The sequence below is a fragment of the Chelatococcus asaccharovorans genome, assembly GCF_003201475.1.
GTDB classification, from domain to species: domain Bacteria; phylum Pseudomonadota; class Alphaproteobacteria; order Rhizobiales; family Beijerinckiaceae; genus Chelatococcus; species Chelatococcus asaccharovorans.
In genome coordinates this window covers 25,753-51,975 of the sequence record NZ_QJJK01000007.1, presented here as the reverse complement: position 1 = coordinate 51,975, position 26,223 = coordinate 25,753, and the positions used below count along the sequence as shown (strand labels likewise).

The window sequence follows — 26,223 nt, the reverse complement described above, 5'->3', positions numbered from 1 at the left end:
TTCCACAGGTGGTTGATAAGGAAGTTCCTCACAGGCAAAATCGGGGCAATGAGCGAAATTTTTATCGCAACTGGCCGAAAAACTGCTATTCGCCAAGGATGTTGTGACGACGAGCTCTGTCGCCACGTTTGCCCTCCGCTCCCCCGGCGGGCGACGGGCCGGAGTCGTAGGCCATGCCTACGAGGCGCCGGAAGCTCCCCCCTTCCGGCGCCAATTCTTTCTCGGGCCGAACATTCACGATCTACGCGCATTTTATGTAGAAAAGCTACGCATTCAACCGCCCAGCCCCCCAGGGATGGCCGGGACAAGCCCCGGCCATGACATCTGAGCACGCCGAATGGCGATTGGCCCTAATGCGGCGTATGCACAGGCTGGATCGTCGCCTCGCCCTGCGTCCGCGTGTCCGCGTGCCAGCGACGGACGAGATCGTCCATGTCGTCAGCGACGGTGAGGATATCGGGGGCGTGGATGCTGGCACTGTCGAGATAGACGTTGCAGCCACCGTGGGAAATCGCCCGGACCATGAGGATGTGGTCCGCATTGACCAGAACGCGGTGCCCCGAGGCTTTCTCCGTCACGGAAATGATGGTCGCCATGCATTCCTCCCGTCTTTGGTCCTGCTTTGCCGGCAAGTTTACCACATCCCGTCCGTCAATTGGACCGGGATTTGCGAAAACATGCAAAGTGCAGGCAACCGCGGGGCTTCCGTGAGGCGGCGGGTGGGGGGAGAGCCGGCAGCGCGCCCTTGAAATCGCTCTGCCGGCATCTGTGCCGGCCTATTTCAGGGTGCTCTTCACGAAAGCGGCGAGTTCGGGGGTTTTCGGGTGGGAGAACAGCTCTTCCGACGGCCCCATTTCCCAGACCTTGCCCTGATGCATGAAGACGGTGAAATCGGCGACGCTGCGCGCGAAGTTCATTTCATGCGTCACGAGCAGCATGGTCATGCCGCCGCGGGCCAGTTCCTCCATGACCAAGAGCACCTCGCCGGTGAGTTCGGGATCGAGCGCCGAGGTCACCTCGTCGAACAGCATGACCTTCGGCTGCATGGCGAGCGAGCGGGCGATCGCCACGCGCTGCTGCTGGCCACCGGACAGGTTGTCCGGATAGACATCGAACTTCTCCGAGAGCCCCACCTGCGCCAGGACCTTCTCGGCCTGTGCCCTCGCCTCCTCCTTCGGCACGCCCTTGGTGATGCGGGGCGCGAGCATGATGTTCTGGCCGACGGTGAGATGCGGGAACAGATTGTAGCTCTGGAAGACGATGCCGACGTCCTTGCGCAGAGCCCGCAACTTCTCGTCGGTATAGGTGACGGTGTGGCCAACCACCTCGATGCGCCCGGACTGGATGGTCTCGAGCCCGTTGATGCAACGCAGCAGGGTCGACTTGCCGGAACCGCTGCGACCGATGATGGCCACCACCTGCCCCGCCTCAACCGTCAGCGAAACTCCCTTCAGGACCTCGAGTTTGCCGAAGCTCTTATGGACGTTCTCAATGTGTACGGCCGACATGGAGCACCTTCTCAAGATGTTTGCTGAGACGCGACAGCGGGAAGCAGATCAGGAAATAGATCACCGCCACCGAGCCAAAGACCTGAAACGGCTGGAACGTCGCATTGTTGATGAGCTGGCCAGCGCGTGCCAGATCGACGAAACCGACGACCGATACGATCGAGGTGTTCTTGACGAGCTGCACGAGGAAACCGACCGTTGGCGGCACGGAGATCCTGAGCGCCTGGGGCAGGATCACGTAACGATACTGCTGGCCGCGCGTCATGGCGAGCGACGAGGACGCCTCCCATTGCTGGAAGGGCACGGCCTCGATCGACCCGCGCCAGATCTCGGCGAGATAGGCACTGACATAGATGCCGAGGGAGAGCGAGGCGGCGATCAGCGGAGGAATGTCGAAGCCTGCCAGCGAGAGCCCGTAATAGGACAGGAACAGCACCATCAGCACCGGAACGGACTGGATGACCAGGATGTAGACCGATGCGACGTTGCGTAGGATGCGGCTCTGCGCCAGGCGCATGATCGCGAAGGCGCCGCCGACGATGCTGCCGAAGAGGAAGGCGACCACCGTCAGAACCAATGTCCAGCCGGTCGCCCGGACGAGGAACATGAATTCAGGCCAGCCAAAGGACTCGATCATGCTGCCTCTCCCTTGACCTGGACACGGGAGAGCCCGGACACGCGGGGGAAGATGAGCCGCCCGAGGCCGAGGAGCCCGACCTTCAAGGTCAGGGCGAGCACGAGATAGAGGAGCGTGGCGACGATGTAGCTCTCGAAGCTGCGGAACGTGCGCTGCTCGATGATGGCGGTGACGCCCGAGAGTTCCTGCACCGAAATGAAGGAGCAGATCGAGGAGGCGAGCAGCATCAGGACGAACTGGCTGGACAGCGCCGGCCAGACCTTGGCGATCGCCGGCACGATGATGACGTGCTGGAAGATCTGGCGCTTGGTCATAGCGAGCGAGAGGCCCGCCTCGATCTGCGAGCGGTGGATCGAATCGACGCCGGCGCGGATGATCTCGGTGGAATAGGCCGCGAGATTCAGCGTCATGGCGAGCAGGGCAGCCTGGTCGGCCGTAAGGCGTATGCCGATCGAGGGCAGCCCGAAGAATATGATGAACAACTGCACCAGAAAGGGTGTGTTGCGCAGCAATTCAACATAGACGTCGACGAGGCCGCCGACCCAGCGTGGACCGTTGGCGCGCAGCGCCGAGAACAGGATCGCGATGATCGATCCGAGGATGATCGAGCCAATCGACAAATAGATCGTCAGCAGGATGCCCTGCATGATGAAGCCGGATTCGGCCAGAACACTGTTGAATTGAAATTGATACTGCATCGTTTCGCCACTGGCCTCTCGTCGTCAACGCGCGCAGTGCGGGCGGCAGGCGGCTGGAGCGAAAGCCTACCGGCTGGAATGCCCCGCCTGTGCTTGTTCAGCGCAGGCGGAGCGGTCGTCGATGGCAGTTGTCCTCGCGTGGTGGATTTGAAATTCGTCACAGAATGGGTCGAGGGTGATGAGCGAATTTCAAATCCGAAAACCACGCGAGAATCATTAGCCTGCTAGTGGTTCGACTCCGACATTTGCATCCGCCTGATACCGGCCTCGGAGCAAATGTCGGAGTCAAGAAAACCACTAGCAAGTTATTGGTTCTAGTGGAGCTTTTGAATTTGACATTTGATCTGGAGCTTGATGTCAGGCGGGACTCAAATGTCAAATTCGCTCCACTAGTGTCCTGATTGAATCCGAAATTCGAACGACGCCTCCCGGAAATGATACGAATTTCGGATTCGGGACACTAGAGCATTTTCGAGCGAAGTGGACACCGGTTCGCGTGAAGAAAATGCGTAGAAACAAAGACCTGCAGCATTTCTGGTGAACCGGAGTTCACCAGAAATGCTCTAGAACACCGGCAGCTCGGGCAGCGGGGAGCCGACCCACTTGCGGGACACGGCATCGAGCTCACCGTTCAGCTTGATGTAGTAGATCACGTTGTTGAGCCAGTCGCGCAGGTCTGTCTGGTCCTTGCGCACCGTCATCGAATTCGGCTGCCGGGCAAAGATGAACTTTTGCTCGTAGTCGGTGACGTTGCGCGCCTTCATGGCTGCGTTGGCCTGCGCATCCGGACCGGCGATCGCGTCGACCTGGCCGGTGAACAGCGCCATCATGACCGTGGCGTCATCCTCGAAGCGCATGATCTGCAGATTGAGGTCCTTCTCGCGGCTCGTCAGCTCGTGCTCCACGCTCGATCCGCGATTGACGCCGACCTTCTTGCCCTTGAGATCTTCCCACTTGGTGATGTTCGCGTTCTTGTGCGCGTAGATGCCCGGCTGGAAAATGCTGTAGGGGATCGTGAACAGCACGGATTTCGCACGCTCCGGCGTCGGGGCCAGCGTTGCGATGAGGAAGTCCACCTTGCCGGATTCAAGCGCCGGAATACGCGACGGCGGCGTCAGCTGCACGACTTCGACGGGCACGCCGAGATATTTGCCGACGATCGCCGTGACATCCGCGTCATAACCAACCGCGTTGCCCTGAGCGTCAACCGAACCATAGGGCGGAGCGCCGATCAGCACGCCGATGCGCGCCTTGCCGCGCTTGACGATGTCCTGGACGGTCTGGGCAGAGGCCTGGCTCGTCGCGCCGACGGCAGCGGCGCCGAGCGCAAGCGCCGCGATCGCATATTTGAAAGTTCTGAAAGACACCATAAAATCTCTCCCTATACGCGGATGTTCCGCTTCGTTCGTCAACCTGGGTTCTTCGTTGGATCCCGGGGAATGCGTTTTGCCTCTATGAATCAGCGCTCCCCCCTTCACGCACGACATTTGTGCAGGGCCGCCCGGCTGCACGGCTCAGGACATTGTCGGCGATGGTCTTTTGTCTCCGGCGAATGGTCCCGCTCGTCCACCCGGACATATGCGGGGTCATGACAACATTCGGCAATTCATGAAAAGGTAGAATTGACGGCAGCACATCAGGTTTGTCTGGGGACGGATAGACATACCATGTGTCGATCACCGCACCGGCGATTTTGTTGTCCCGCAAAGCCGCGTAGAGCGCGGTCTCGTCTATGGTGGGGCCACGCCCCACATTGAAAACGACTGCGGAGGGACGCATCGCATCGAAGGCTTCTTTACCAACAATCCCTGTGGTTTCAGCGGTCAGCGGCACCGACACGACGATGAAATCAGCCGATCCCCAGAATTCATCAAGCTGGTCCAGCGTAAAGGACCTGTCCACCCGTTCCGACGCCGGCACAGGCGAGCGGTTGGCGACGTCGACCTTCATTTCGAAGGCCTTTGCCCGTACAGCGATCGCCTTGCCGATATGGCCGAAACCGAGGAGCCCGATGGTCTTCTCCGCCAATTCGTCGTGGACGCGCTCCGGCGCTCCCGCCCAATAGGACCAGTCCTTCTTACGGAGCTTGGCATCGGCATCGGCGAGCGGCACATGACGCGCGAGAATGCCCGCCATCACATATTCGGCAATGGCCTGCTCATGGCCGAAGCAGTTGCAGACGGTGGCTGAGGCCGGCAATGCGCCGAGATCAACCGCGTCGTAGCCGGCCCCCGGCACGTGAAAGAGCTTCAAGCCTGCAGGGCGTGGAAGCGACGTGTTGAAGCGTGTGCCGACCACGACATCCGCAGCCGCATAAGCGGCGCGATCGGCCTCGCTCGCGAGGATATCGGGCAGAACGGTGATGTCAGCCTCTCCAACCAGATCGGCGAAGCCGTGGCTGAAGGATGCTGCATTTTCACCATGAAAGACGATGCGCATGAGCAGGATCCGAACTTGCGACAGATGACTGACGCATCTGCCCCTTTTGTGGGTTCATCGGGTTGAAGCAGGCGATACGAAAGGTGCGAGGTTGCAATCGAGCAGGGAGGGATCGACCTCCCGCTCCATGATGTCGAACATGCTGTCGACGAAATCCATCAGGGCGTCTGACGCGGCCACCGCCTCATCCACCTGCCGGCCGGCGATCGCATCGAGGATGGCGAGATGGCTGTCGACGGTCGCGCCGAAATTCTGGTCCGAGGCAATCCGGTTGTGGAAGATCCAGCCGATGCGCCGGAACAACGTGTGCAGCGGACGCAGGGTATGTTCCAGAAATGGCTCTCCCGCCGCGGCGAGGATGAGCTGGTCGATGCGGCGATCGAAGGTGTTGAACTCGCTCAGCGTCAGGGTCTCGCGATGCTCCCGCAGGGCACGCGCGAGGTGGAGCAGCTGGTTGCGGTGGGAAGGTCCCGATTTCTCGGTGGCGAGCCTGATGACGAAACGCTCGAGATCGCGACGCAGCCGGAGCAACACACGTTCGCGGGCGAGATCGATGGGCGCGATCTGCACGCCGTGGCGCGGCCGGACGATAACCAGCGTATCCGCAGCGAGACGACTGACCGCCTGATGCACCGGGGTGCGCCCGAAGCCGCTGATGTCCTGAAGATCCTGGATCGCCAGGAACCGCCCGGGCTTGAGCTCGCAATTGACGATGAGATCCTCGAGCCGCTCATAGGCAAGATCAAACAGGTTCACGCGATTGCGGCGACGCGGCGCAGCAGGCTCGGCAGTATCGACCGCCGTGAGCGTGGACTGGCTGCGTGTCTGCGCCATCAAGCGTTTCCCTGTCCCTCCCCATCCGCGGTCAAGCGGCTGGGATCTTCGTTGAGCTTGAACGACCGCTTGTCGAAGCCTCCGACAAGAAGCGGCCGGAACGGGCGTTATTCGTCCCCGTTGCAACTGCATTTTAAAACATGTTGTAATATTTTACAAACGGAAATATAACTATGACCGATGTGGTTCGGTCGGGTGGAAGGCTGCGGTGGCTATGGCCTCAGCTCTTGACAGCCCTGGCACCTGCCACGGCATGGCGCGATCATCGGCAATGTCAATGCGTTTCCAATTGAGCCCTTTCCTATGCGAGCGCGATGACCCGCGCGTCCGGAGCGCCTCTGGCGTCGCGCCGGGGCCCGTTGCCATGGAGCACGACAGCGCCGCGCATGCCCCGCGTGGAATTCCACCGAGCCTCCTCTCGATGCTCCGCGGCGCGCAAGCAGTGCGGCCGCGCGCCACCACGGCTCGCAGTCGCGCGGCATATCACTAAAGTCAGTAGACAAGGTTCATCTCCGCCAGAAACCGATCGGACCGTCTGGCAGGGACAAAAGACGTTTCAGGAGGAAACCGACCGATGAAGATCACGTCCATCGAGACCCTGCGCACGGAGGAATTTGCCAATGTCCTCTGGGTGCGCGTTCATACCGATTCCGGGCTGATCGGGCTCGGTGAAACCTTCTACGGCGCGGGCGCCGTCGAGGCCCATATCCATGACACGCTCGCGGGCCGCCTCCTCGGCCGCAATCCCCTGCATATCGAGGCGATCCACCGCGACATGGTGAACCTGCCGATGGCGCAATCCTCGACCGGTGTCGAATATCGCGCGGCCTCTGCCATCGACATCGCGCTGTGGGACCTGTTCGGCAAGGTCTGCAACCTTCCCGTCCACCAGATGCTCGGCGGGCTCTGCCGCGACAAGCTGCGCATCTACAACACCTGCGCCGGCTACGGCTATGTCCGCTCCAACAACATCAAGCCGGTCTCGAACTGGAACTTCGGCCAGAGCGAGGCCGCCGGTCCCTATGAGGACCTCGAAGCCTTCATGACGGACGCCGGCGCGCTCGCCGAGAACCTGCTCGAGAACGGCATTACCGCCATGAAGATCTGGCCGTTTGATCCGCATGCCATCGAGAACCAGGGTCTCTACATCACCGCGGCGCAGCTGAAGACGGCCATCGAGCCCTTCGAGAAGATCCGCAGGGCGGTCGGCGACGCGATCGACATCATGGTGGAGTTCCATTCGCTGTGGAACCTGCCGACCGCCAAGCAGATCGCCAAGGCGCTGGAGCCCTACAAGCCCATGTGGTTCGAGGATCCGATCCGCATGAACTCGCCGCAGGCGCTCAGTGAATATGCCCGATCCACGGATGTCTGGGTCTGCGCCAGCGAGACGCTCGGCTCGCGCTGGCCTTACAAGGACATGCTCGATCGCGACGCCACCCATGTGGTGATGGTCGATCTCTGCTGGTCCGGCGGCTTGACGGAGGGGCGCAAGATCGCCGCGCTCGCCGAGACCTGGCACCGCCCCTTCGCGCCGCATGACTGCATCGGGCCGGTCGGCTTCGCGGCGGCGGTGCACACCTCCTTCAGCCAGCCCAACACGCTGATCCAGGAATCGGTCCGCGCGTTCTATACGGGCTGGTACAAGGAGCTTGTCACCGTGACACCGACCATCAAGGACGGCTATGTCTATCCGATGGAAGGGCCCGGCCTCGGCCTCGACCTTCTGCCCGCCGTCTTCGACCGCACCGACCTGACCGTCCGCCGTTCGGACGTCTGAGGAGCCCATTCATGGCCAAGAACCTGTTCGACCTCACCGGGCAGACCGCCCTCGTCACCGGCTCCTCGCGTGGCCTCGGCCGCGCCATGGCGCAGGGCCTCGCCGAAGCGGGGGCTACGATCGTGCTCAACGGCGTCGATGCCGCGCGCCTCAAATCCGCTGCCGACGAAATGCGCGCGGAGGGCTTCACCGTGTATGAGGCGCCCTTCGACGTCACCGACGAGGACGCCATCAAGGCCGCCTTCGCCAAGCTCGACGCGGCGGGTGTCGCCGTCGACATCCTCGTCAACAATGCCGGCATCCAGCTGCGCAAGCCGATCGTCGAGTTGTCGAGCGACGAATGGCGCAAGGTCATCGAGACGAACCTCACCAGCGCCTTCATCATCGGGCGGGAGGCGGCCAAGCGGATGATCCCGCGCGGACGCGGCAAGGTCATCAATATCGGCTCGCTGACGAGCGAACTCGCCCGCGCCACCGTGACGCCCTATACGGTCGCCAAGGGTGGCATCAAGATGCTGACGCGCGGCATGGCCGCCGAATGGGGCGAGCACGGCATCCAGGCCAATGCCATCGGCCCCGGCTACATGATCACCGACATGAACCAGGCTCTCATCGACAATCCGACTTTCGACGCCTGGGTGAAGGCACGAACCCCCGCGCGCCGCTGGGGGCGGCCGGACGAGCTGATCAGCACCGTCGTCTATCTCGCCGCACCGGCATCGAGCTATGTCAACGGCCAGCTGATTTTCGTGGACGGGGGCATGGCCTCCGTGCTGTGAGGCCGGAACAGCACGCGCAATTTTGGACACCACCCCGGCGCTTTGCGTCAATCGTGTCGAGCAGGCTTCACAACTTCGGCACGCGGATCCCTCCCCTTCAGGGGAGGGTGGCCTCGCGAGAGCGAGGTCGGGTGGGTTTCAGCGGCCAAGCCTTGTGCTTTGGAGTTATCACAGCGAGCAGGCCCCACCCGGCGCCTGCGGCGGCGCCCTCCCCTGAAGGGGAGGGGTCCGCGCCATATACCTCGCGCATGCCGGTCATCCGAAAAGCCTCCGCAGATCGCCCTCTATTCGCCAGGGCCTCACGGGTCTAAAAAAAGCTTCTTCTACCCCTTGGAGCTCCCATGCAACGTTTCAAAGCCGTACCGCTGACTGCTGAAGCCTTTGCGCCTTATGGCGAAGTTCTCTCACACAAGGGCGAGGTCAAGTTGCAGCCCGTGCCCGGCGCCTTCGACCGCACGGACGACGCCCCGGTGCCGATGCTCAGCCTGCTGCGCATCGAAACCGCAAATGCGTTGCCTGTCGTGATCGACCGGCTCGAGCGGCATCCGTTCTCGGCGCAAAGCTTCCTCCCGACGGAAGGCGGACGCTGCCTCATCGTCGTGTGTGATACGGGCGCCGACGGCTTCCCGGATATCGCATCGACGCGGGCTTTCATCAGCGAGAAGCGCGAAGGCATCACCTACAAGCGCAACGTCTGGCACCGGAGCGTCACGGCGCTTGAAGCGCCGTCGCAATTCGCGACCGTCATGGCCCAGACCGGCGACGGCCGCGACAACCTGTTCTTCGACCTGACCGCGCCGATCGAGATCGTTGCCGGCTGAGGGCCCGACCGCTTCATCGTTTTCCGTTTGATATCCGCCGGCCCGCGCCATAGCTTACCGGCGTTGGTCGGGCTACGGCTGGAGACAAGGTGTCCACGCGGGGAGAGACAGCAGCGCCGGAGGGTTCCTGCGACCTTCTGGTCATCGGCGGCGGCGTCAATGGCGTGGGTATTGCGCGCGACGCGGTTGGTCGCGGACTGAAGGTCATCCTTTGCGAAAGCAGGGATCTCGCCTCCGCCACGTCGTCGGCGTCCAGCAAGCTCATCCATGGCGGCCTGCGCTATCTCGAGCAATACGAATTTCGGCTGGTGCGCGAGGCGCTGGCGGAGCGCGAGGTGCTGCTGGGCATCGCCCCCCATATCGTGCGGCCGCTGCGCTTCGTGCTGCCCCACAATGCCACGCTGCGGCCGGCCTGGATGATCCGCATCGGTCTCTTTCTCTACGACCACCTCGCCAAACGCTCGCGCCTGCCGGGCTCGCATGGGGTCGACCTGCGGCACGGCGCCGAAGGCGCGCCGCTGAAGCAAGAGCTGACCAAGGGCTTCGTCTATTCCGACTGCGCCGTTGATGATTCCCGCCTCGTGGTGCTGAATGCCATGGACGCCGCCGCCCGCGGCGCCGAAATCCTGACCCGAACGGCCTGCACTGCCGCGCGGCGCGAGGGCGCGCTCTGGCATGCGACGCTCACGGGGGAGGACGGACAATCCCGCACGATCCGCGCGCGCGCGCTGGTGAACGCCGCCGGCCCCTGGGTCACCGATGTGCTTCAGCATGTGCTGCATTCGAACTCCCAGGATCACCTGCGGCTTGTCCAGGGCAGCCACATCGTCGTCCCACGGCTCTATGACGGCGACCACGCCTATATCCTGCAGAACCCGGACGAGCGCATCGTCTTCGTCATCCCCTACCAGGGCGCCTACACGCTGATCGGAACCACGGACGTGGCCTATGACGGCGACCCTTCCGTCGCGGCCATTTCACCCGCCGAGACGACCTATCTCTGCTTGTCGGTCAGCCGCTATTTCGCAAAGCCTGTCAGGCCGGAAGACGTCGTATGGAGCTATTCCGGCGTGCGGCCGCTCTATGACGATGCGGCGCAGAACACGTCCCCCAACAACCCCTCGACGGTCACGCGCGACTATGTGTTCGATCTCTCGGGCGGCACCGATGGAACTGCGCCTCTGCTGTCGGTGTTCGGCGGCAAGCTGACGACCTACCGCCGGCTCGCCGAACATGCGCTTGAAAAACTTGCGCCCCTCCTGCAGGCTCCGACCAAGGGCTGGACGCATGCGGCCCCCCTGCCCGGCGGCGATCTCGGCGGCGCCAGCATCACGGCTTTCGCACGCGACTTTGCGGGCCGCCATCCCTGGCTGCCGGCCGATCTCGCGTCCCGCTATGTGCATAGCTACGGGTCGCTCGCCACGACATTGGTCGGCGACGCGCGCTCCCTCGCCGACCTCGGCGAGCATTTCGGGGCCGGCCTTTATGCGCGCGAGGTCGAATACCTCGTCACGCATGAATGGGCCCGCAGCCCTGATGACATCCTGAACCGCCGGACGAAACTGCTGCTCGAGGCCGATACGGCCATGCGCGAAAAGCTCGCCGGCTGGCTTGCCCGATACGGCCGCTCCGAGGCCCGTGCGGTCTCTTGATCTCCCGCAATGATACTGCGCTCCGGCCGCGCTAACCTTAAAAGCAAGCGCCTGCCTTTTTGGCTACGGGTTAAACATTCAGCGCGTCTATCTTGTCTCGCGGTCCAGGTCTGTGCAACGACCGCGACGTCTATCGGCAAAGTCCTTTTGTCCTCCATACGCGCATTAATCTTAATACTTGTGTCGGATAAGAACGGACAGCCGAACGGCCCAACAAAGGACAGAACATGTTCCGTACAGTCGCTACGACGATTGCATTAATCGCTGCCATGAATACGGCCCTTGTGAATACGGCAATCGCTTGCACGGCCGTCGATATCGTCGCAGCCGACAAGAGCGTGATCGCCGGACGAACCATGGAATGGGCGTTCGATATGAAATGGACGCTCGTCAGCCAGCCGAAGGGCACCGCGCTGACGCTGACCGCTCCGAAGGACACAGGTTTGCCGGCGAAGTCCGTCACCACGCGCTACGGCGTTGTGGGCGTGAGTGCCGGCATCATCCCGGGCGGCGCCCTGCTCGACGGCCAGAATTCGGAAGGCCTGTCGATGAGCGGCAATTTCCTGCCGGGATTCACGCAGTATCAGACGGTTACCGCACAGGACAAGGAGTACCAGTCGGTCCTGACCTTCGGCAGCTGGGCGCTGGGCAATTTCGCCACCGTCGATGCGTTGCGCGAAGCTGTGAAGACCATGAAGGTCTGGGCCGACGATAGCCTGCCGACCGGCCCCACGCCGGCGACCATCCACTTCGTCTTCGTCGATCGCAGCGGCGCGGGAATGGTCGTGGAATATGTCAAGGGCGAGGTCAAGATCCACGACAACCTCGCGCATGTGCTCACGAACGCGCCGACCTATGACTGGCACATCAACAATGTCCGCAACTATCTCAACCTGTCGACCGTCGGCGTGCCGGCACGTCAGGTCGGGGCTGTGAACGTGACCGAGCTCGGCCAGGGCGGCGGGCTCCTCGGGCTGCCGGGCGATTACACGCCGCCGTCGCGTTTCGTGCGCGCCACGATGCTGCGTCACGGCGTGACGGAGCCGAAAACCGCGGCCGAGGCGGTCCAGACCGTCGCGCATATCCTCAACAACGTCGACATTCCCGTCGGCATCGCGCAGTCCCGCATGCCCGATGGCAAGCTGGTCTCGGACTACACCCAGTGGGTGGTGTTGAAGGATCTCACCAACAACCGCCTGATGATCGCCGACTACAACAACCGCCTCAACTATCTGACGATCGACCTGGCGCCGATCTTCGCGGAGGGTAAAGCGGGCGCGAAGCTTGTCGACGACCTGCCATACCCGAAGCCGGTCGCGGGTGCGGCGGCACTTCAGCCTTGATCGAAGGGTGCCTCACGTCATTGGGCGCGAGGCACCGCACCAAAAAGCCGCGTCAGGCGACGTCGGCCGCTTCCACCGCGAGGGCTGCGGACTGGATGATCGCGGCGAAACGCACGGCCGTCTGGATCGCCTCCGTCGTCACGCCGCCCTTGCGCAGCACGTCCTCATGGGCGTCGATGCACATGCCGCAGCCGTTGATGGCGGAAACGGCCAGCGACCACAGCTCGAAATCGAGCTTCGGCACGCCCGGATTGCCGATGACATTCATGCGGAGCTTCGCCGGCAAGGTCTTGTAGTCCTTGTTCCCGGCCAGATGCACGAAGCGATAATAGACGTTGTTCATGCCCATGATCGCGGCCGCAGCCTTTGCCGCCGCCATGGTCGCCTCGTCCAGATGCGCCGCGGCCTCGGCGACGAGCGCCTTGCGAACGACCGCGTTCCGGGAGGCGATGCCGCAGGCGACGAAGAGGCCGTATTTCTGCGCAGGCGTCAGGCTTTCGTCGCCGCCCATCGATGACAGGTTGAGGCGGACGTCCTTGGCGAAATCCGGGATCTGGGATTTGAGCGTATCAATCGACATCATACCCTCGACATAAAAAAACCGGCAACGCGGCCGGGACAGAAAAGTGGCGGCCTCCAGAGTGGAGACCGCCATACGCATTACATCGGTCGTGAAATCACGCCGCCTTCAGCGTCTCGCCGCCGACCTCGCGGTTGCAGGGGCAGAGTTCGTCCGTCTGCAGCGCATCGAGCACGCGGAGCGTATCCTTCGGCGCGCGGCCGACGTTCAGGTTGGTCGCATAGACATGCTGGATGACATTGTCGGGGTCGACAATGAAAGTGTAGCGATAGGCGACGCCGTCGGGCGAGCGCACGCCGAGGCCGTCGACGAGCGAGCCGTTGGTGTCGGCGAAGGACCAGATCGGCAGCTTGTTCAGGTCCTTGTGGTCGCGGCGCCAGGCGAGCTTGACGAATTCATTGTCCGTGGAGCCGCCGAGAACTACCGCGTCGCGGTCGGTGAACTCATCGGCAAGGCGGGCGAATTCGGCGATCTCGGTCGGGCAGACGAAGGTGAAATCCTTCGGGTAGAAGAAAATGATCTTCCACTTGCCCGGGAAGCTCGCCTCGGTGATTGGCTCGAAGGCCGAGACGCCGCCTTCCTCGTGATTGTTGAAGCCGGGCTTCACGCCGGTGACCTGGAATGTGGGAAGCTTGTCGCCGATACCAAGCATGCGCTGAACTCCTCGTAGCCGATTGATTGCGGGCCCATGTCGCAGCTTCGAAATGCACGACCATGATTCCCCCAGCGGGTAGTGGGATAGCCCCTCTGGTGCAGTGCAATCAAACCGATTGTGCAAATGCGAGCTATCGGCCATATCGATAGGTGTTATCGCCGTTCGGACAGGTTGCGTTTGCGCATGATGGCCGAACCCTAAACTGATCGAGCAGAGCGTGTTGAACGTGAGCTTCCGCCAGCTGCACTATCTCGTGGCGCTGGCCGAAACCAGATCCTTCTCGCGTGCCGCGGAGCGGGTCGGGGTTACCCAATCGACCCTGAGCGCCGCGATACGCGCCTTGGAAGCCGAGCTCGGCACCGATCTCGTCGATCGATCGGCGCGGGCCATCCAGCTGCTGCCGGCCGGCGAGGCCGTCACCCGGCGCGCCAAGGCGATCATCGGCCTCGTCGAGGAATTGCCGGAACATGTCGCGGAGGCGGTGCGGCCGCTGACCACACCGCTGCGCCTTGGGGTTATTCCCTCCGTCGCCCCGTTCATCCTGCCAAAGGTGATACCGAGCCTGCGGGCCACTTATCCTGAGCTGCATCTCTTCGTCCGGGAAGGACTGACACGCTCGCTCCTCGAAGCCTTGCGCAGCGGCGGACTCGACGCCGCGCTCATTGCCGCACCCTACCCCTTGGAGGGGCTAGACTGCGAAATCCTCGGCGACGACCCGTTCCATCTCGCGGTCCCGCTCGACCACCCCTTCGCCAATCGCGAAACCGTCGAGCTCGGTGAACTCAGAAGCGAAACGTTACTGCTGCTGGAAGCGGGCCACTGCCTGCGCGAGCATGTCATCGCCGCCATCGGCCTGCGCGATCTGCCCGAAGCGGGCGACGTGCGCGCGGCCAGTATCATGACGCTGGTGCAGATGGTCGAATTCGGCATGGGCGTGACGCTTTTGCCCGATATCGCCGTGGAGGCGGGCGCGACCCGTGGCGCACGCCTGCGCCTTCTGCCCTGTGCGGATGCGCGCGCCAAGCGCAGCCTTGCGCTCGTCTGGCGCACGGGTGCGGCCCGGCGGCGCGACTATCTGCTGCTGGCCGACCACCTGCGCGATCATTGCCTGCCGCACCGCGCAGTGAAGGCCGAGGCTTAGCAGGCTCTGCTCGTCGGCACGCCCCCTTTCTCGCAAGCAAGCGCCCTTGCCCCTGCCCGTCTTTAGGTTGATCCTGCGGCGGTCGACATGACGAGGAAACGAACAGGACAAGTGATGCGAACCGATCTCCCCGCCAATTCCTTCAAGGCCAGACTGCAGGCGGACAACCCGCTGATCGGTTTCTGGCTGACGACGGCGAGCCCCGTCTCGACGGAAATCGCCGCCGGCGCGGGTTTCGACTGGCTGCTCATCGATATGGAACACAGCCCGAACGATCTGCCGGACGTCACGCATCACCTGCGCGCGGCGGAAGGCGGCACGGCCGAACCGGTCGTCCGCGTGCCGTGGAACGAGCCGGTCATGGTGAAGCGGGTGCTCGACATGGGCGCGCGCACGTTGCTTTTCCCCTATGTGCAGTCGGCCGAAGAGGCCCGCCGCGCGGTCGAGGCCACACGCTATCCCCCGCAGGGCATCCGTGGCCTCAGCGGCCTCACCCGCGCCAACCGCTATGGACGCGTCCCTGACTATTTCGGCCGCGCTGCGGACGAGATCTGCGTGCTCTTACAGGTCGAGACCCGGCGCGGGCTCGATGCCATCGAGGAGATCGCCGCCATTCCCGGGGTGGATGGCCTGTTCATCGGCCCGGGTGATCTATCCGCCGATTTCGGGAAGGCGGGGAAATGGCGCGAACCGGAGATCTGGAGCGCCATCCTGGACGGGGGACGGCGCATCAAGGCGGCCGGCAAGGCCGCCGGCTTTCTCTCCCCCGCCGAGGCTGACTGCCGCGACGTCATCGCCGCCGGCTTCGACTTCGTGGCCGTCGGCATCGATGCCGGCATCCTGGCGCGGCAGACGGACGCGCTCGTCAAAGCCTACAAAGGTTGAGAGTTCGGCAATTGGTCGCGTCGTCGGTTTACCCCCACCCCTTACCCCTCCCCCACGGATCTTGGACCTGTCCAAGATCCGCAGGCATCTGCGCAAGTCGCGCAAGCCCGACTCGCGTTGGGGAGGGGCGACGGCAGCGTGGAGCTTTTCCGTTGAACTTTGGGGTATCAGGACGCTTTGGAGCGCCGACGCGTTTTCCAGGAATCTCGACGCCGAACGCGCCCCTCCCCCTTGCGGGGAGGGGTAAGGGGTGGGGGAAGCCACAGCGCGCGCCCGGCCCGCCGAGGCCTCCTCAAAATCGCATCGTACCCGTCTCGATATACCGCTGATGCCAGGACAGCGCCTCGGCGGGCAGGCAGGGCGTCTGTAGGCCATAGGAATGCTCGCGCGCGCGCCTGAAATAATCGGCGAGCGCCGGGCGGAAGTCCGGATGGGCGCAGTTCTCGATGATCACCTTGGCGCGTTGCTTGGGCGAGAGGCCGCGCAGATCCGCCAGCCCCTGCTCTGTCACGATGACCTGCACGTCCTGGTTGATATGGTCGACATGGCTCGCCATGGGCACGATCGCCGAGATCTGGCCTTTCTTCGCCGTCGACGGCGTGACGAAGATCGAGACATAGGCGTTGCGCGCGAAATCCCCCGAGCCGCCGATGCCGTTCTGGATCCGTGACCCCATCACATGGGTCGAATTGACGTTGCCGTAAATGTCGGCCTCGATGAGGCCGTTCATGGCGATGCAGCCGAGGCGGCGGATGATCTCCGGGTGATTGCTGATCTCCTGCGGGCGCAAGATGATGCTGTTCCGGAAGCGATCCATATCCGCATTGAGGGCAGCGGCGGCCTCGGGGCTGAGCGAGAAACTGGTGGCCGAGGCCATCCTGAGCTTACCCGCCGCAAGAAGATCCAGCATCCCGTCCTGGATCACTTCCGTATAGGCCGTCATGGCCTCGAAGGGGCTGTCGAGCAGGCCCGCGAGCACCGCATTGGCGATGTTGCCGACGCCGGATTGCAACGGCAGGAGCGAAGGTGGCAGACGGCCGCGCGCCACCTCATGTCTCAGAAACTCCAGGAGGTGCCCGGCGATGGCGCGCGCCGTCGCGTCGGGTGGCGAAAATGGCAGGTTGCGATCCGGCGCATCCGTCTCGACGATCGCGACGATCTTCTCGGGATCGCAGCGCAGGCTCGTTTCGCCGATCCGGTCATCCGGGCGCACGAGCGGGATCGGGATCCGGTTCGGGGGCAACGCGGTGCCGTAATAGATGTCGTGCATGCCCTCGAGCGCAGGGCTCTGCCAGCTGTTGACCTCGAGGATCACCTGGCTCGCCTGGTCGATCCATGTCTTGTTGTTGCCGACCGACGAGGAAGGGATGAGGCTGCCGTCGGCGCGGATCCCCGCCACCTCGATGACGGCGGTGTCGAGCGGCCCGAGAAAGCCTTGCCAGGCCATCGGTGCGACCTGGCTCAAATGCATGTCGAAATAGTCCATCTCGCCGCGGTTGATTTTCTCACGCGCGATCGGATCGGAATTGTAAGGCAGGCGGAACTCGATGCCGTCGGCCTTGGCGAGGGCGCCGTCGAGCTCCGGACCGGTGGAGGCGCCGGTCCAGATGCGCACGCGGAAGGAATCGCCGGCGGCATGCGCCGCCTCGATGCGGGCAGCCAGCGCGAGCGGCACGGCCTTCGGATAACCCGCGCCGGTGAAGCCGCTCATCCCGATCGTCGTGCCGGAGGTGATGAGGGATGCCGCTTCCTCAGCGGTCGCAAGCTTGGCCCGCAGCCGCTCACATGCGATGCGCCCACGATCGATCACGCCGCTTCCTCCCGTATCCCAGAGCCATTGTGCCGGCTATCGGAGCCTGTATCTGATGCAGGCTACACAGTCTACTCACGGCCCCGTGTCAATTCGGAAAGTCTCCAAAGACCCAACATGCGGCAATTGCTCGCAAAACAGGCCCTGAATTCCGGCCTTCAGTTTCACGCGCAACGAAATCCGGCCGTTTCATTCGGGATTACTCGGCCGGATCCAAGCGCTTCCATATACTATAGTCTTACGTTGTCCGGTGCAGAGAAGATTCCAGACGCGTGCTACGGCTCAATTACGCGTCAGCACGCGCACGTCGCCGCGCCGGGACAGCACATTGACCACGACCTGATGGCCCGCCCGGCGCAGGGCGACGTCGACCGAGCCGCCGCCCACCGCGAGGCGATGGAGCGTGATCTCGTCGAGGAAGTCGGGCAGCACCGGCTCGTCAAAAATCGTCTCGTGGTCGGCCATATTGAAGCCAAGCCCGAGGCACGACTGGATCAGCGACAAAGGTGCTGCCGCCGCCCAGGCCTGGGGAATGCAGGCGACGGGATAGAACGTCGGACCGCGGCTGCGCTGGCGCGGAAAGCCACAGAACAATTCGGGCAGCCGCCGCTGATCGATGTAGAGAGAGCTGGAAAACAGCCCCTCGAAAACCCGGGCGGCTTGATGCCTGAACCCGTAGCGGGCAAAACCTGCCGCGATGATCGCGTTGTCGTGCGGCCAGACCGAGCCGTTGTGATAGCTCATGGGGTTGTAGCGCGCCTCGGTGGTGGCGACCGTACGCACCCCCCAGCCCGAAAACGACGAGCGCGCCATCAGGGTCTCGACGACGACGGGCGCCCGTTCGGGCAAGGCGATGCCTGTGAAGAGCGCATGGCCGGCATTTGAGGCGCGGACACGGCAGGGCTGCTTATGCCCGTCGAGAGCGAGCACATAGGTCGCAAGATCCTCGTCGAAGAAGCTTTCATCGAACCGCTTGCGCAGAATGCGCGCCTTCTCGTCGAATTCCTGCGCCCGGCGCCCGTAGCCGAGCGCCTGCGCGATATGTGCCGCGGCCCGCCAGGCGCCGTAGACATAGGCCTGCACCTCGACCAGCGCGATGGGGCCGGATGCCAGGCTCCCGTCAGCGTGGAAGATGGAATCGTGGCTGTCCTTCCAGCCCTGGTTGATCAGCCCGTCGGCGGTTCGCCGGCCATATTCGACGAAGCCGTCGCCATCGCGGTCACCGTCGGTCTCGATCCACTTGAGCGCCGCGTCGATATGCGGCCAGAGCTTGGTCAGGATCGCGACATCGCCGGTGCGCGCGAGATAGGCACCGGCCAGCATCACGAACAGCGGCGTAGAATCGACGCTGCCGTAGTACCGCCGGAACGGCACTTCACCGAGTTCCGCCATCTCGCCCTGGCGCAATTCATGCAGGATTTTGCCAGGCTCGGCATCCGCGACGGGGTCGTATTGTGTCGCCTGATTGGCGGCGAGATGGCGGAGTACCCCCCGGGCGATGGTTGGATCGAGCCACAGCATCTCAAGGGCGGTGATCAGCGCATCGCGTCCGAACACCGTGCTGAACCAGGGAATCCCCGCATAGGGATAGGGTCCCTCGGGTGTGTTGGTCACCAGCATATAGAGATCGGAGACGCCGCGACGCACCGCTTCGTTGCAGATCTCGTTCGAGGTCGCGACCGTGGCGGCGCGCGACGACGAGATCCTGAGAGCCCGGCGCGCGTCGCGCAGGGCCACGAAGAAGGCGCGGCGGGTTTCCCGCTTCTGGTACGGCGGTTCGCTGTTGTCCGCCGTCTGCCGGTGGCGCTCACCATCGCAGTGGATTTCGAGGAAGGCGAGTTGCGCTTCCCGTGGCGCGAGCGAGAACGCGAAGACCGCCTGCGATGCTGTCAACGCAACCGGGGCCGGATCGAAATGAAGCGCGGTGTCCCGCCGCCGGCCATCGAGCCCGGTATAGGCGAGCGTCACAGAATGGGGGGTGATCTCGGCCTGATGGTCGCTGCCGCGCCGCTCCCGCCGCGTGCCGCGGACCTCGAAAATATCGGCAAAATCGGCCGCAAAGGCGATTTCGATGCGCACGCTCCGGCGGCTCTCGTCGAAGTTGCGGACGGATAGACGTTCGAAACAGGCACCGTTCCACAGGAAGCGCGACCGCCTGATATGGATGAGATCATGCGCGAGGACAAGCCTCCCGGCCGCGTCGTAGAGATCGGGATTGGTCAGATCGCAGGTCAGCGATGCATTGTCGTCGCGCGAGTTCGAGGACAACAGCATGGGCCGGACGCCGCCGATGGTGAGATAGAAGTGAGAGAGGTGGCGCGTGTCGCGGTGATAAAGGCCTTCGGGACTCCCGGGCCCCGCCAGGGCGTCGCCGTTGTGATCAAAGACAGCAAAGGTGTCGCCGTGCTTCAGGATTCGCGGGCGGCGCTCCTGGAGCGATGCTGCCGCCGGAATGAAGAACTGGGCGAGCGGTGCGTCGCCCGCGCTCAATGGCGCCGGCGCATGCGCCACTGTCTCGGCGGTCCTTGTCTGCATAGCCCTCTTCCGCTGTCGTCACGCACTCCGACCCGCCGCCTGCATCGCTACCGACCTCATGCGGCGGCTCGACCAGGAACGCCGCGGCGTCCCCGTCAGGCAACGACCTGCAGCGGCGCATCGCTGTCCGCAAGCGGCCGGTCCGCCTCCGTGCAACGGCTCGCTGCGAGGCGCCGGTAGATCGACACGTAAGCGCGGGCCATATGGTCCACTGTGAAGCGACGCATGAACGTTTCGCGCACCTGGGCGCGGTCCAGGTGGCCCGCGCGCCCCACAGCCTCTACGGCCGCGTCCATGTCATGCACGATAAACCCACTCACACCGTCGTCAATCACCTCCGGCACGGAGCCGCTGCAAAAAGCAATGACCGGCGTGCCGCAGGCCATCGCCTCAATCATCACAAGACCGAATGGTTCAGGCCAATCGATGGGGAAGAGCAGCGCCCGCGCATTGCCGAGAAACGCCGGCTTCTGCTGGTCGTTGATTTCGCCGATGAAAGTAACATTCGCATGGGCCGCAACCAGGGGCGCGATGACTTCATCCCAATAGGCCTGATCGACTTTATCCACCTTGGCGGCGATCTTGAGGGGCAGTCCCGCGCGCGCGGCGATCGCAATGGCGCGGTCCGGCCGCTTCTCCGGCGATATACGCCCGAGGAAAGCGAGATAGTCGCCGGCAGGCGCGGGAACGAACGGCAGCAAATCCGCCGGCACGCCGTGCGGAACCGTGCCGACCCAGTTCACCGGCGGCATCGGCCGGCGCTGGGCATCGGAGATCGAGACGAGCGGGATATCGGGGAAGGCCCGGTAGAAGGGAACGAGATCGGGCAGGTCGAGCCGTCCATGCAATGTCGTCACCGTGCGGTCGGCAAAGGCATGGATCAACGGGGCGTGCAGCACGTCGACATGGAAATGGAGGATGTCGAAGTCATCCGCGCGTCGCCGCACCTGATCGAGCATGATCATGTGATAGGGAATGGGATCTCGGACCGCCGGATTCAGGCGCAAGGCCATGTCCGTACAGGGCACGAGCGTTGCGTTCGTGCGCGAGTCCCCACTGGCAAACAGGGTCACATCATGACCTTGCCTGACCAGTTCCTCCGTGAGGAAGGACACGATCCGTTCCGTACCGCCATAGAGCCGCGGCGGGCAACATTCGGCCAGCGGCGCAATCTGCGCGATCCTGAGGGGTCTAACTGCGGCATGGTCGGAGTTGTGCACAGGACGCGGCAAATACGCAGGCGACGAACGATCCGCGGGCGTAGAAGGGGAGATAACTGGGCTCATAGCGTAAGTTTCCTTGGCGCGCGCAAGCCCCTTGATGCGCGCACCGCGGATAGTTAATGCACGGACAGCGCGATCGGATCCCTCTGCCCGCCATAAAAATTGCAGGGACCAAGCTGTGCACAGCCCACCCCGCGGCCGCCTCGGCGCGCCGCGCTTCGCGACCTCGCAACACTCGCAGACCCGACGGCGGGCCAGCCTGTCGAACGGCGGCAGGCACCGTCGGCGACCCCAGTTCGCCTGTCGCCACAGACAAGGGCCCTGGGCCAGTCCGTCTGGCGCGGATTTGCCCCTGCAAAATAAGATAGCGAATGCAAATATTTGGAAGATATCAGACGGTTTCATACAAGTCGGATTTACGCCAGACGCTGGGCACAGGGCACCGCGCGGGTGCCGCCGCCGCGCCGCGCCGCGATGCCACTCCCTTTCGCGGGCCTCCGGCAGGCCGGACCTGCCAGCATCGCGCCGCCGGATTAAGGCCCGGCCGGCTTGCAGGAGCCCCAACGGAACGCCGATCCGTCTGCCTGTCATCAGCCGATGTTTCTCCTACAATAACAACGCGGCACGAGTCTGTGTGCAGATCGAATTCTGCCTCTGGACAGAGCGCAAGAGCCTCTCTATAAGGCGCCTACGTTCTGCATTTCGACCCGTTCGAGCCAGCAGAAACGCCCGGGTAGCTCAGTTGGTAGAGCATGCGACTGAAAATCGCAGTGTCGGTGGTTCGATTCCGCCCCCGGGCACCATCACTCTCAAAGGCCATTGAAATCGTTGGGTTTTTCCGAGGATTCTTTCTCACTGGGCACAATGGCCTTTTGCGGTGGGAAAGAGTGTTCCTGATCTAGCCCTCGTCATCGCCTTCGACGTCATCGACGCCAGCAAGATCTCCGAGGTCAATGAAGTGCATGGCGGCCCCCGCAAGCTGCCTGCGATTCGCCTTCCGGGTGTACAGCGCAGCTTGCTTCGGGCTCTCCCATCCGAAGATCGCCATGAGCTGATGTTCGGTCGCCCCGTTGTTCGCGGCGATCGTCGCGCCGGCTTTTCGGAGCCCGTGAGCGGAGCAGTGCGTAAGGCCAGCTTCATCGCAGCGCTTGCGAAACCAATTACCGAATCCGTTCGCAGTGAATGGCTTGTCGAATTCCGTCACCAGGAACGTGAGGTTCCCCAGAGAGCTTTTCTCGATGATCTGTTTCATCACCGGCAAGAGCGGTAACTGCCGGACCTTTGGCTTAAGCCCAACTCCCTTGGACTCGGTGAAATAGAGCCAACCATCCGACCGGATCATTTGACGGCCAAGCTTCACAACGTCAGATCGGCGCACACCCGTGAAGAGCAGAAGACCCAAGGCCAAATGGGCCTTCGTGCCAATGGGATGCCGCGTTGCGAAGGTCCGAACCTCGTCAATGCTCCACGTGTGAAACCCGTCGCCTTTGGATCTCAGGTACTCGATATCGCGTGCCGGGTTTCCTCGGACATAGTCGTTCTCCGGTTTGCCAGCCCACTTGAATACCTGGCGGATCGCCTTCACCCGGCCATTGGCCGCTTCCGGGAAACCAGCCTTCCGATCGCGGAGGACGCCCACGGCTTTCGCGGTGAATTTACCGAGGGGCACATCTCCGAACCTCATGTCGTCCTTAGAAGATATTTGCTCGTCCCATGTCTTCTCCAGGATCTGGCGCCTCACTCGGCAGGTGCTCGCGTCCAACTGGGCGTACTCCGCTGACGCGAAGTACTGCATGCACAGCCACTTATAGGTGTTCGTGATGGGCGCCTTTGTCCGTTCGGAGGCTGGCTGCGACCGATCAGGGGCAGCCGCGCATGCCGCAGCCGCAGCTTCACATGCCGTCGCGAACTCGCTTGTCCCGGGCACGGCTCTAATGCGGATCTTAGGATGCCCCTTGCCCCGCCAATAATAATAGCGGTCATTTTTGTGGCGATCCGTGTCCTTGTAGACATACGGAAAGGCGATCTTCATCGGTGGCCTCGGCCAGCCTTAGACCGAAAAATCATAGGCACGTTCGTTCTTATCAGGCAATCCATCGAAGGCTTCGTCAAGCCTTCTGCGGTCCCATACGGTTCTGGCATTGATCCTCTTGGGTTGCGGCATTCGCCCGTCTTCGACCATCTCATCGAACAGAGAAGGCGATACGCCGATGTAAGCCGCGGCTTCTCCACGTGAGAGGCCGCGAGGTGGAAGAGATTGCGGGAGCACATTGCGCCGGGCTTCGCCTGGCATTTTATTTCTCCAGGATGGAGCCGGCCGAGGCGTTGGCCTGACAGCGGTTGAGGCCGCACTTGCCGCCGAAGAGGCTTGGCTGGCCTTCTGGGGTGACCGGCCTATCCCGCCGGAGTGGCTGCGGCAGTGAGAGACTAGCCATGGGCTCGCTCCGGCATGGCATTGTGCTCGATGCCGTCGAGCAGCCGCCCGGCGGCGCGCTTGCCGATGCGGATTGCCGCGCCGCCGATGACATCGTCGCCGTCATAGAAGTGCCATCTGTCTCCACGGGGCATCCCATCAGCGCCGAACATGTCGGCGCCAGGCGCGCATCCCTGCGCGGTCGCTTGGCGCTCATCGCACCAATCGCCCCATTGCTTGAAGAAGAATGGGACGCCAGCCGCTGCGCATTGATCGCGGATTGAACGGGCCCAATCGGGATGCATCGGGCGGGAGCCGGGGCCGCTCTCGCCGCCGACGATGATCCAGTCTAGCCCTGCCATGTCACCGACGATCGGTCCGAGCAGCGGCTCGGCGCTGACGAAGCGCTCGGCGGCAGGCGTTTCTTTCAAGTCGGGAATTCGCTCGTCCCACCGGCGCTGATCCTCGGCCGACACGCCAAGCCAAACGTTGGGAAGCGGCCACGGGACCGAGCAGTAGAGGCTATAGACATTGCCAGCCTTTTTGATCTCGTCCCAAAATCCGCCATCGCCTTCGAAGTGTGCGGCGGCCTCCAGGTGGACGCGTTCCAGAGGCATCGCGCCGAGTATCGGCACTGAGAATTTCTTTCCGTTGACGTAGTCCCGCATCCGCGCCGACCGCTTCGTCAGCACCTGAAAACTGTGCTGCGGCGCCAGCGCCATGACGGCGAAGACGCGATCGATCCATTCGTCCGGCACGCTCTCGTGAAAGAGATCGCCCATGGAATTCACGAAAACCCTGCGGGGCCGCTTCCAGCGCAGCGGCTGGGTCAGGATAGTATCGGGCGCCAGCGCCATCTTGCCGGTCCAGACGGTCTTGTCCTTCACCCGCGTGGTCGTGCCGGCATAGTGGGTGCGGGGCTCGAGCAGCTGCAAGGCGTCCGCGCGCTGCTGCTCGGTGCCATAGTCGAGGAAGCCGGCGGCGGCCTGGTTGTAGCGACCCATGGCGGCGGCTGCGTCGATGCTCTCGATCCGCGCCGCCATCTTCATGGCGTAGCAATTGGTGCAGCCAGGCGATACGATCGAACAGCCGACGATTGGATTCCAGGAGGCGTCCGTCCATTGAATGCCGGTGCGGTCACCCACGGTCACCTCCCATGCGTGGCGCGGTGGTGAGCCGAACGATCGCAAGTGCCTTGACCAGGCCGTCGCCATCCGGTTCGGAGACCAAGGCACCGTGGCTCGGCTCATAATTCGCGAGGGCATAGGCCGCCGCGATCAGGCGATCGTCGGGAACGCAATGGATCGTGCGAGTGCCGCCTAGTGGGGGCTTGTCATTCTCGGCTTCTATGACCCGCTTCGCCTCGATCATCTCGGCGAGGGATACACCGTGAAGCTCTCCCGATAACTCTGCCATCCCCATGGGATGGAAGCTGCGCTCGCAGATGGCCCCGACGATGGCAAACGCGCGGGCGGTCGGCATTGCGGGCCCGGCGTTGGGTAGGCCTCGATACACCGTGACAACGTGACCGCCATGCCTGCGCACATGGTCAACAGCGAGTTCGCGCATGAAGAACAGCTTGTTGCAGTCATCGCCTGTGCCCGCCGTTCCCGTCTCGGCCCACCATGCGAAGGGCTGCGCATCCTCGGCGCGTTCCGCCTTGGCGACATAGGCGAGGATGGTGGTCGCCTGCGCATCGTCGATCGCCAGACCGTCGCACTCGCCTTCGATTGCCGCTTTCAAGGCCTCCATCGCTGTCGCGCCAGGAGGTGGTGCAAGTTCTGCACGCTCCTTTTCAAGTATAGTGTGCGCGGCGATGGTCGCGGCGAGCCCGACGCGTTTTGTAACCTCATCGCTTGGCCGCGCGATCCACGCGCTGTTCTCGTCGAGGATTTGTTCGACAGCTTTGTAGACCGGCGCGGGAACTGTTGCCGCTGGCGCCTGCCGCCCGGCGCGCTGATCGATCCGATCGGCGCGCTCGCGCAGCTCATCTGTAAAGCGCGCTACTATTTCCGGCGCAACATCGCCTTCGCAATCCAGCGTGTCCCCTGCCCATGCTGATGCATTCTTGGCGATATAAGCGCAGTACTGCGCGAACCGGTGCTGTGTGAGTGGCATGGTTACTCCCCCTCGCGACGGTGGGCTGGTGCCGTCTGACCATCCGTGATGGCGAGGCCCGGCAAGTCTCTGAGGGCGCCCCCGGCAGCAACGTGCATCGCCACGCCGGCGCGATCTTCGTCGAGATCTTCTGCCCGGGCGGCGCTGGCACGCAGGCCCTTCGCCTGCTTGCCGATGCCGCGGCCGACGTCTTCCGCAACGCCCGTTTCGGCGGCGTGCTCTGCCGCGTCCCATCAATGAGCGCGATCCGCGAGGAAGCCCCATGGATCTCGGTCTCAATGTCCATCCCGTTTCAACGAGACGAGCTTTTCTGACGGAAGCCGCCGCTTCCGAAGCACCGCCCGCCGTGTTGGCGGGCTTCTTTCATTGAAG

25 protein-coding genes and 1 tRNA gene are annotated in these 26,223 nt (G+C 63.3%); 9 read left to right on the top strand and 17 right to left on the bottom strand.

Going from position 1 to position 26,223, the window contains the following annotated elements; all coding sequences use genetic code 11:
* Positions 1-350: 350 nt before the first annotated feature.
* The 7 genes from C7450_RS17005 to C7450_RS16975 form a co-directional block, all read right to left on the bottom strand.
* On the bottom strand, positions 351-596 hold the full coding sequence (locus C7450_RS17005) for a hypothetical protein (protein WP_110375660.1): 246 nt from the start codon (positions 594-596) through the stop codon (positions 351-353).
* 180 nt (positions 597-776) lie between these two features.
* On the bottom strand, positions 777-1,508 hold the full coding sequence (locus C7450_RS17000) for an amino acid ABC transporter ATP-binding protein (RefSeq protein WP_110375659.1): 732 nt from the start codon (positions 1,506-1,508) through the stop codon (positions 777-779).
* Complete coding sequence (locus C7450_RS16995; protein WP_170147281.1) at positions 1,489-2,145, bottom strand: amino acid ABC transporter permease; 657 nt, start codon at positions 2,143-2,145, stop codon at positions 1,489-1,491. Before C7450_RS16995 ends, C7450_RS17000 begins: the two co-directional genes overlap by 20 nt.
* Positions 2,142-2,843, bottom strand: coding sequence for an amino acid ABC transporter permease (locus tag C7450_RS16990; protein ID WP_110375658.1), 702 nt, complete (start codon positions 2,841-2,843; stop codon positions 2,142-2,144). The genes C7450_RS16995 and C7450_RS16990 overlap by 4 nt, the downstream gene beginning before the upstream one ends.
* Before the next feature lie 563 nt (positions 2,844-3,406).
* Positions 3,407-4,213, bottom strand: a complete 807-nt coding sequence (locus C7450_RS16985; RefSeq protein ID WP_110375657.1) for a transporter substrate-binding domain-containing protein — start codon at positions 4,211-4,213, stop codon at positions 3,407-3,409.
* An 82-nt stretch (positions 4,214-4,295) separates the two neighbouring features.
* Complete coding sequence (locus C7450_RS16980) at positions 4,296-5,282, bottom strand: 2-hydroxyacid dehydrogenase (RefSeq protein WP_245449851.1); 987 nt, start codon at positions 5,280-5,282, stop codon at positions 4,296-4,298.
* 54 nt (positions 5,283-5,336) lie between these two features.
* On the bottom strand, positions 5,337-6,116 hold the full coding sequence (locus C7450_RS16975; protein WP_110375655.1) for a GntR family transcriptional regulator: 780 nt from the start codon (positions 6,114-6,116) through the stop codon (positions 5,337-5,339).
* 574 nt (positions 6,117-6,690) lie between these two features.
* Between C7450_RS16975 and C7450_RS16970 the strand changes: the two genes are divergently transcribed.
* From C7450_RS16970 to C7450_RS16950, 5 genes are all read left to right on the top strand, one after another.
* Positions 6,691-7,896, top strand: coding sequence for a mandelate racemase/muconate lactonizing enzyme family protein (locus C7450_RS16970; RefSeq protein WP_110375654.1), 1,206 nt, complete (start codon positions 6,691-6,693; stop codon positions 7,894-7,896).
* An 11-nt stretch (positions 7,897-7,907) separates the two neighbouring features.
* On the top strand, positions 7,908-8,675 hold the full coding sequence (locus tag C7450_RS16965) for an SDR family oxidoreductase (RefSeq protein ID WP_110375653.1): 768 nt from the start codon (positions 7,908-7,910) through the stop codon (positions 8,673-8,675).
* A gap of 341 nt (positions 8,676-9,016) precedes the next feature.
* Positions 9,017-9,496 (top strand): ureidoglycolate lyase, encoded by a 480-nt coding sequence (locus C7450_RS16960; protein ID WP_110375652.1) that lies wholly within the window; start codon positions 9,017-9,019, stop codon positions 9,494-9,496.
* A gap of 89 nt (positions 9,497-9,585) precedes the next feature.
* Positions 9,586-11,148: a glycerol-3-phosphate dehydrogenase gene (gene glpD, locus C7450_RS16955; RefSeq protein ID WP_110375651.1), complete on the top strand. Its 1,563-nt coding sequence runs from the start codon at positions 9,586-9,588 to the stop codon at positions 11,146-11,148.
* Positions 11,149-11,375: 227 nt separating this feature from the next.
* Entirely contained in the window at positions 11,376-12,491 is a 1,116-nt protein-coding gene (locus C7450_RS16950) for a choloylglycine hydrolase family protein (RefSeq protein WP_110375650.1), read from the top strand.
* A 52-nt stretch (positions 12,492-12,543) separates the two neighbouring features.
* Here C7450_RS16950 and ahpD read toward each other — a convergent pair whose 3' ends face one another.
* Positions 12,544-13,071, bottom strand: coding sequence for an alkylhydroperoxidase, AhpD family (ahpD, locus tag C7450_RS16945; RefSeq protein ID WP_110375977.1), 528 nt, complete (start codon positions 13,069-13,071; stop codon positions 12,544-12,546).
* A 97-nt stretch (positions 13,072-13,168) separates the two neighbouring features.
* Positions 13,169-13,723, bottom strand: a complete 555-nt coding sequence (locus C7450_RS16940) for a peroxiredoxin (RefSeq protein ID WP_110375649.1) — start codon at positions 13,721-13,723, stop codon at positions 13,169-13,171.
* A gap of 220 nt (positions 13,724-13,943) precedes the next feature.
* Between C7450_RS16940 and C7450_RS16935 the strand changes: the two genes are divergently transcribed.
* The gene (locus tag C7450_RS16935; RefSeq protein ID WP_110375648.1) at positions 13,944-14,867 is read left to right on the top strand and encodes a hydrogen peroxide-inducible genes activator; all 924 of its coding nucleotides are present in this window, start codon (positions 13,944-13,946) and stop codon (positions 14,865-14,867) included.
* Between the two features lie 114 nt (positions 14,868-14,981).
* Complete coding sequence (locus tag C7450_RS16930) at positions 14,982-15,752, top strand: HpcH/HpaI aldolase family protein (protein WP_110375647.1); 771 nt, start codon at positions 14,982-14,984, stop codon at positions 15,750-15,752.
* 292 nt (positions 15,753-16,044) lie between these two features.
* Here C7450_RS16930 and scpC read toward each other — a convergent pair whose 3' ends face one another.
* The 3 genes from scpC to C7450_RS16915 form a co-directional block, all read right to left on the bottom strand.
* Positions 16,045-17,562, bottom strand: a complete 1,518-nt coding sequence (gene scpC / locus C7450_RS16925) for a succinyl-CoA:acetate CoA-transferase ScpC (protein WP_210206473.1) — start codon at positions 17,560-17,562, stop codon at positions 16,045-16,047.
* A 282-nt stretch (positions 17,563-17,844) separates the two neighbouring features.
* Positions 17,845-20,097: an amylo-alpha-1,6-glucosidase gene (locus C7450_RS16920; protein ID WP_110375646.1), complete on the bottom strand. Its 2,253-nt coding sequence runs from the start codon at positions 20,095-20,097 to the stop codon at positions 17,845-17,847.
* Between the two features lie 95 nt (positions 20,098-20,192).
* A complete protein-coding gene (locus tag C7450_RS16915; RefSeq protein WP_245449915.1) occupies positions 20,193-21,317 on the bottom strand; it encodes a glycosyltransferase family 4 protein in 1,125 nt (374 codons plus the stop codon).
* A 730-nt stretch (positions 21,318-22,047) separates the two neighbouring features.
* Between C7450_RS16915 and C7450_RS16910 the strand changes: the two genes are divergently transcribed.
* Positions 22,048-22,123: transfer RNA gene (locus C7450_RS16910), tRNA-Phe, on the top strand.
* A 95-nt stretch (positions 22,124-22,218) separates the two neighbouring features.
* On the opposite strand, the gene C7450_RS16905 is transcribed toward C7450_RS16910, so the two are convergent.
* Genes C7450_RS16905 through C7450_RS16890 form a run of 5 tightly spaced genes read right to left on the bottom strand, consistent with a single transcriptional unit; the run spans position 22,219 to position 25,851 of the window.
* On the bottom strand, positions 22,219-23,352 hold the full coding sequence (locus tag C7450_RS16905; RefSeq protein ID WP_110375644.1) for a tyrosine-type recombinase/integrase: 1,134 nt from the start codon (positions 23,350-23,352) through the stop codon (positions 22,219-22,221).
* A gap of 18 nt (positions 23,353-23,370) precedes the next feature.
* Positions 23,371-23,613, bottom strand: coding sequence for a helix-turn-helix transcriptional regulator (locus C7450_RS16900; protein ID WP_110375643.1), 243 nt, complete (start codon positions 23,611-23,613; stop codon positions 23,371-23,373).
* A gap of 1 nt (position 23,614) precedes the next feature.
* Positions 23,615-23,755, bottom strand: coding sequence for a hypothetical protein (locus C7450_RS34010; RefSeq protein WP_170147280.1), 141 nt, complete (start codon positions 23,753-23,755; stop codon positions 23,615-23,617).
* Entirely contained in the window at positions 23,748-24,878 is a 1,131-nt protein-coding gene (locus C7450_RS16895; RefSeq protein ID WP_110375642.1) for a DUF5131 family protein, read from the bottom strand. Before C7450_RS16895 ends, C7450_RS34010 begins: the two co-directional genes overlap by 8 nt.
* Positions 24,871-25,851 carry a hypothetical protein gene (locus tag C7450_RS16890; protein WP_110375641.1) on the bottom strand — a complete coding sequence of 327 codons (981 nt, stop codon included), beginning with the start codon at positions 25,849-25,851 and terminating at the stop codon, positions 24,871-24,873. The genes C7450_RS16895 and C7450_RS16890 overlap by 8 nt, the downstream gene beginning before the upstream one ends.
* Here C7450_RS16890 and C7450_RS16885 point away from each other — a divergent pair.
* Positions 25,845-26,165: a phage tail terminator-like protein gene (locus C7450_RS16885; protein WP_146227373.1), complete on the top strand. Its 321-nt coding sequence runs from the start codon at positions 25,845-25,847 to the stop codon at positions 26,163-26,165. The two genes, C7450_RS16890 and C7450_RS16885, sit on opposite strands and share 7 nt — an antisense overlap.
* The last annotated feature ends 58 nt before the right edge of the window (positions 26,166-26,223 follow it).

Coding starts and splice junctions, on each gene's coding strand:
- C7450_RS17005 (WP_110375660.1), bottom strand. CDS start 596: ATGGCGACCATCATTTCCGTGACGGAGAAAGCCTCGGGGCACCGCGTT.
- C7450_RS17000 (WP_110375659.1), bottom strand. CDS start 1,508: ATGTCGGCCGTACACATTGAGAACGTCCATAAGAGCTTCGGCAAACTC.
- C7450_RS16995 (WP_170147281.1), bottom strand. CDS start 2,145: ATGATCGAGTCCTTTGGCTGGCCTGAATTCATGTTCCTCGTCCGGGCG.
- C7450_RS16990 (WP_110375658.1), bottom strand. CDS start 2,843: ATGCAGTATCAATTTCAATTCAACAGTGTTCTGGCCGAATCCGGCTTC.
- C7450_RS16985 (WP_110375657.1), bottom strand. CDS start 4,213: ATGGTGTCTTTCAGAACTTTCAAATATGCGATCGCGGCGCTTGCGCTC.
- C7450_RS16980 (WP_245449851.1), bottom strand. CDS start 5,282: ATGCGCATCGTCTTTCATGGTGAAAATGCAGCATCCTTCAGCCACGGC.
- C7450_RS16975 (WP_110375655.1), bottom strand. CDS start 6,116: ATGGCGCAGACACGCAGCCAGTCCACGCTCACGGCGGTCGATACTGCC.
- C7450_RS16970 (WP_110375654.1), top strand. CDS start 6,691: ATGAAGATCACGTCCATCGAGACCCTGCGCACGGAGGAATTTGCCAAT.
- C7450_RS16965 (WP_110375653.1), top strand. CDS start 7,908: ATGGCCAAGAACCTGTTCGACCTCACCGGGCAGACCGCCCTCGTCACC.
- C7450_RS16960 (WP_110375652.1), top strand. CDS start 9,017: ATGCAACGTTTCAAAGCCGTACCGCTGACTGCTGAAGCCTTTGCGCCT.
- C7450_RS16950 (WP_110375650.1), top strand. CDS start 11,376: ATGTTCCGTACAGTCGCTACGACGATTGCATTAATCGCTGCCATGAAT.
- ahpD (WP_110375977.1), bottom strand. CDS start 13,071: ATGTCGATTGATACGCTCAAATCCCAGATCCCGGATTTCGCCAAGGAC.
- C7450_RS16940 (WP_110375649.1), bottom strand. CDS start 13,723: ATGCTTGGTATCGGCGACAAGCTTCCCACATTCCAGGTCACCGGCGTG.
- C7450_RS16930 (WP_110375647.1), top strand. CDS start 14,982: ATGCGAACCGATCTCCCCGCCAATTCCTTCAAGGCCAGACTGCAGGCG.
- C7450_RS16920 (WP_110375646.1), bottom strand. CDS start 20,097: ATGCAGACAAGGACCGCCGAGACAGTGGCGCATGCGCCGGCGCCATTG.
- C7450_RS16905 (WP_110375644.1), bottom strand. CDS start 23,352: ATGAAGATCGCCTTTCCGTATGTCTACAAGGACACGGATCGCCACAAA.
- C7450_RS16900 (WP_110375643.1), bottom strand. CDS start 23,613: ATGCCAGGCGAAGCCCGGCGCAATGTGCTCCCGCAATCTCTTCCACCT.
- C7450_RS34010 (WP_170147280.1), bottom strand. CDS start 23,755: ATGGCTAGTCTCTCACTGCCGCAGCCACTCCGGCGGGATAGGCCGGTC.
- C7450_RS16890 (WP_110375641.1), bottom strand. CDS start 25,851: ATGCCACTCACACAGCACCGGTTCGCGCAGTACTGCGCTTATATCGCC.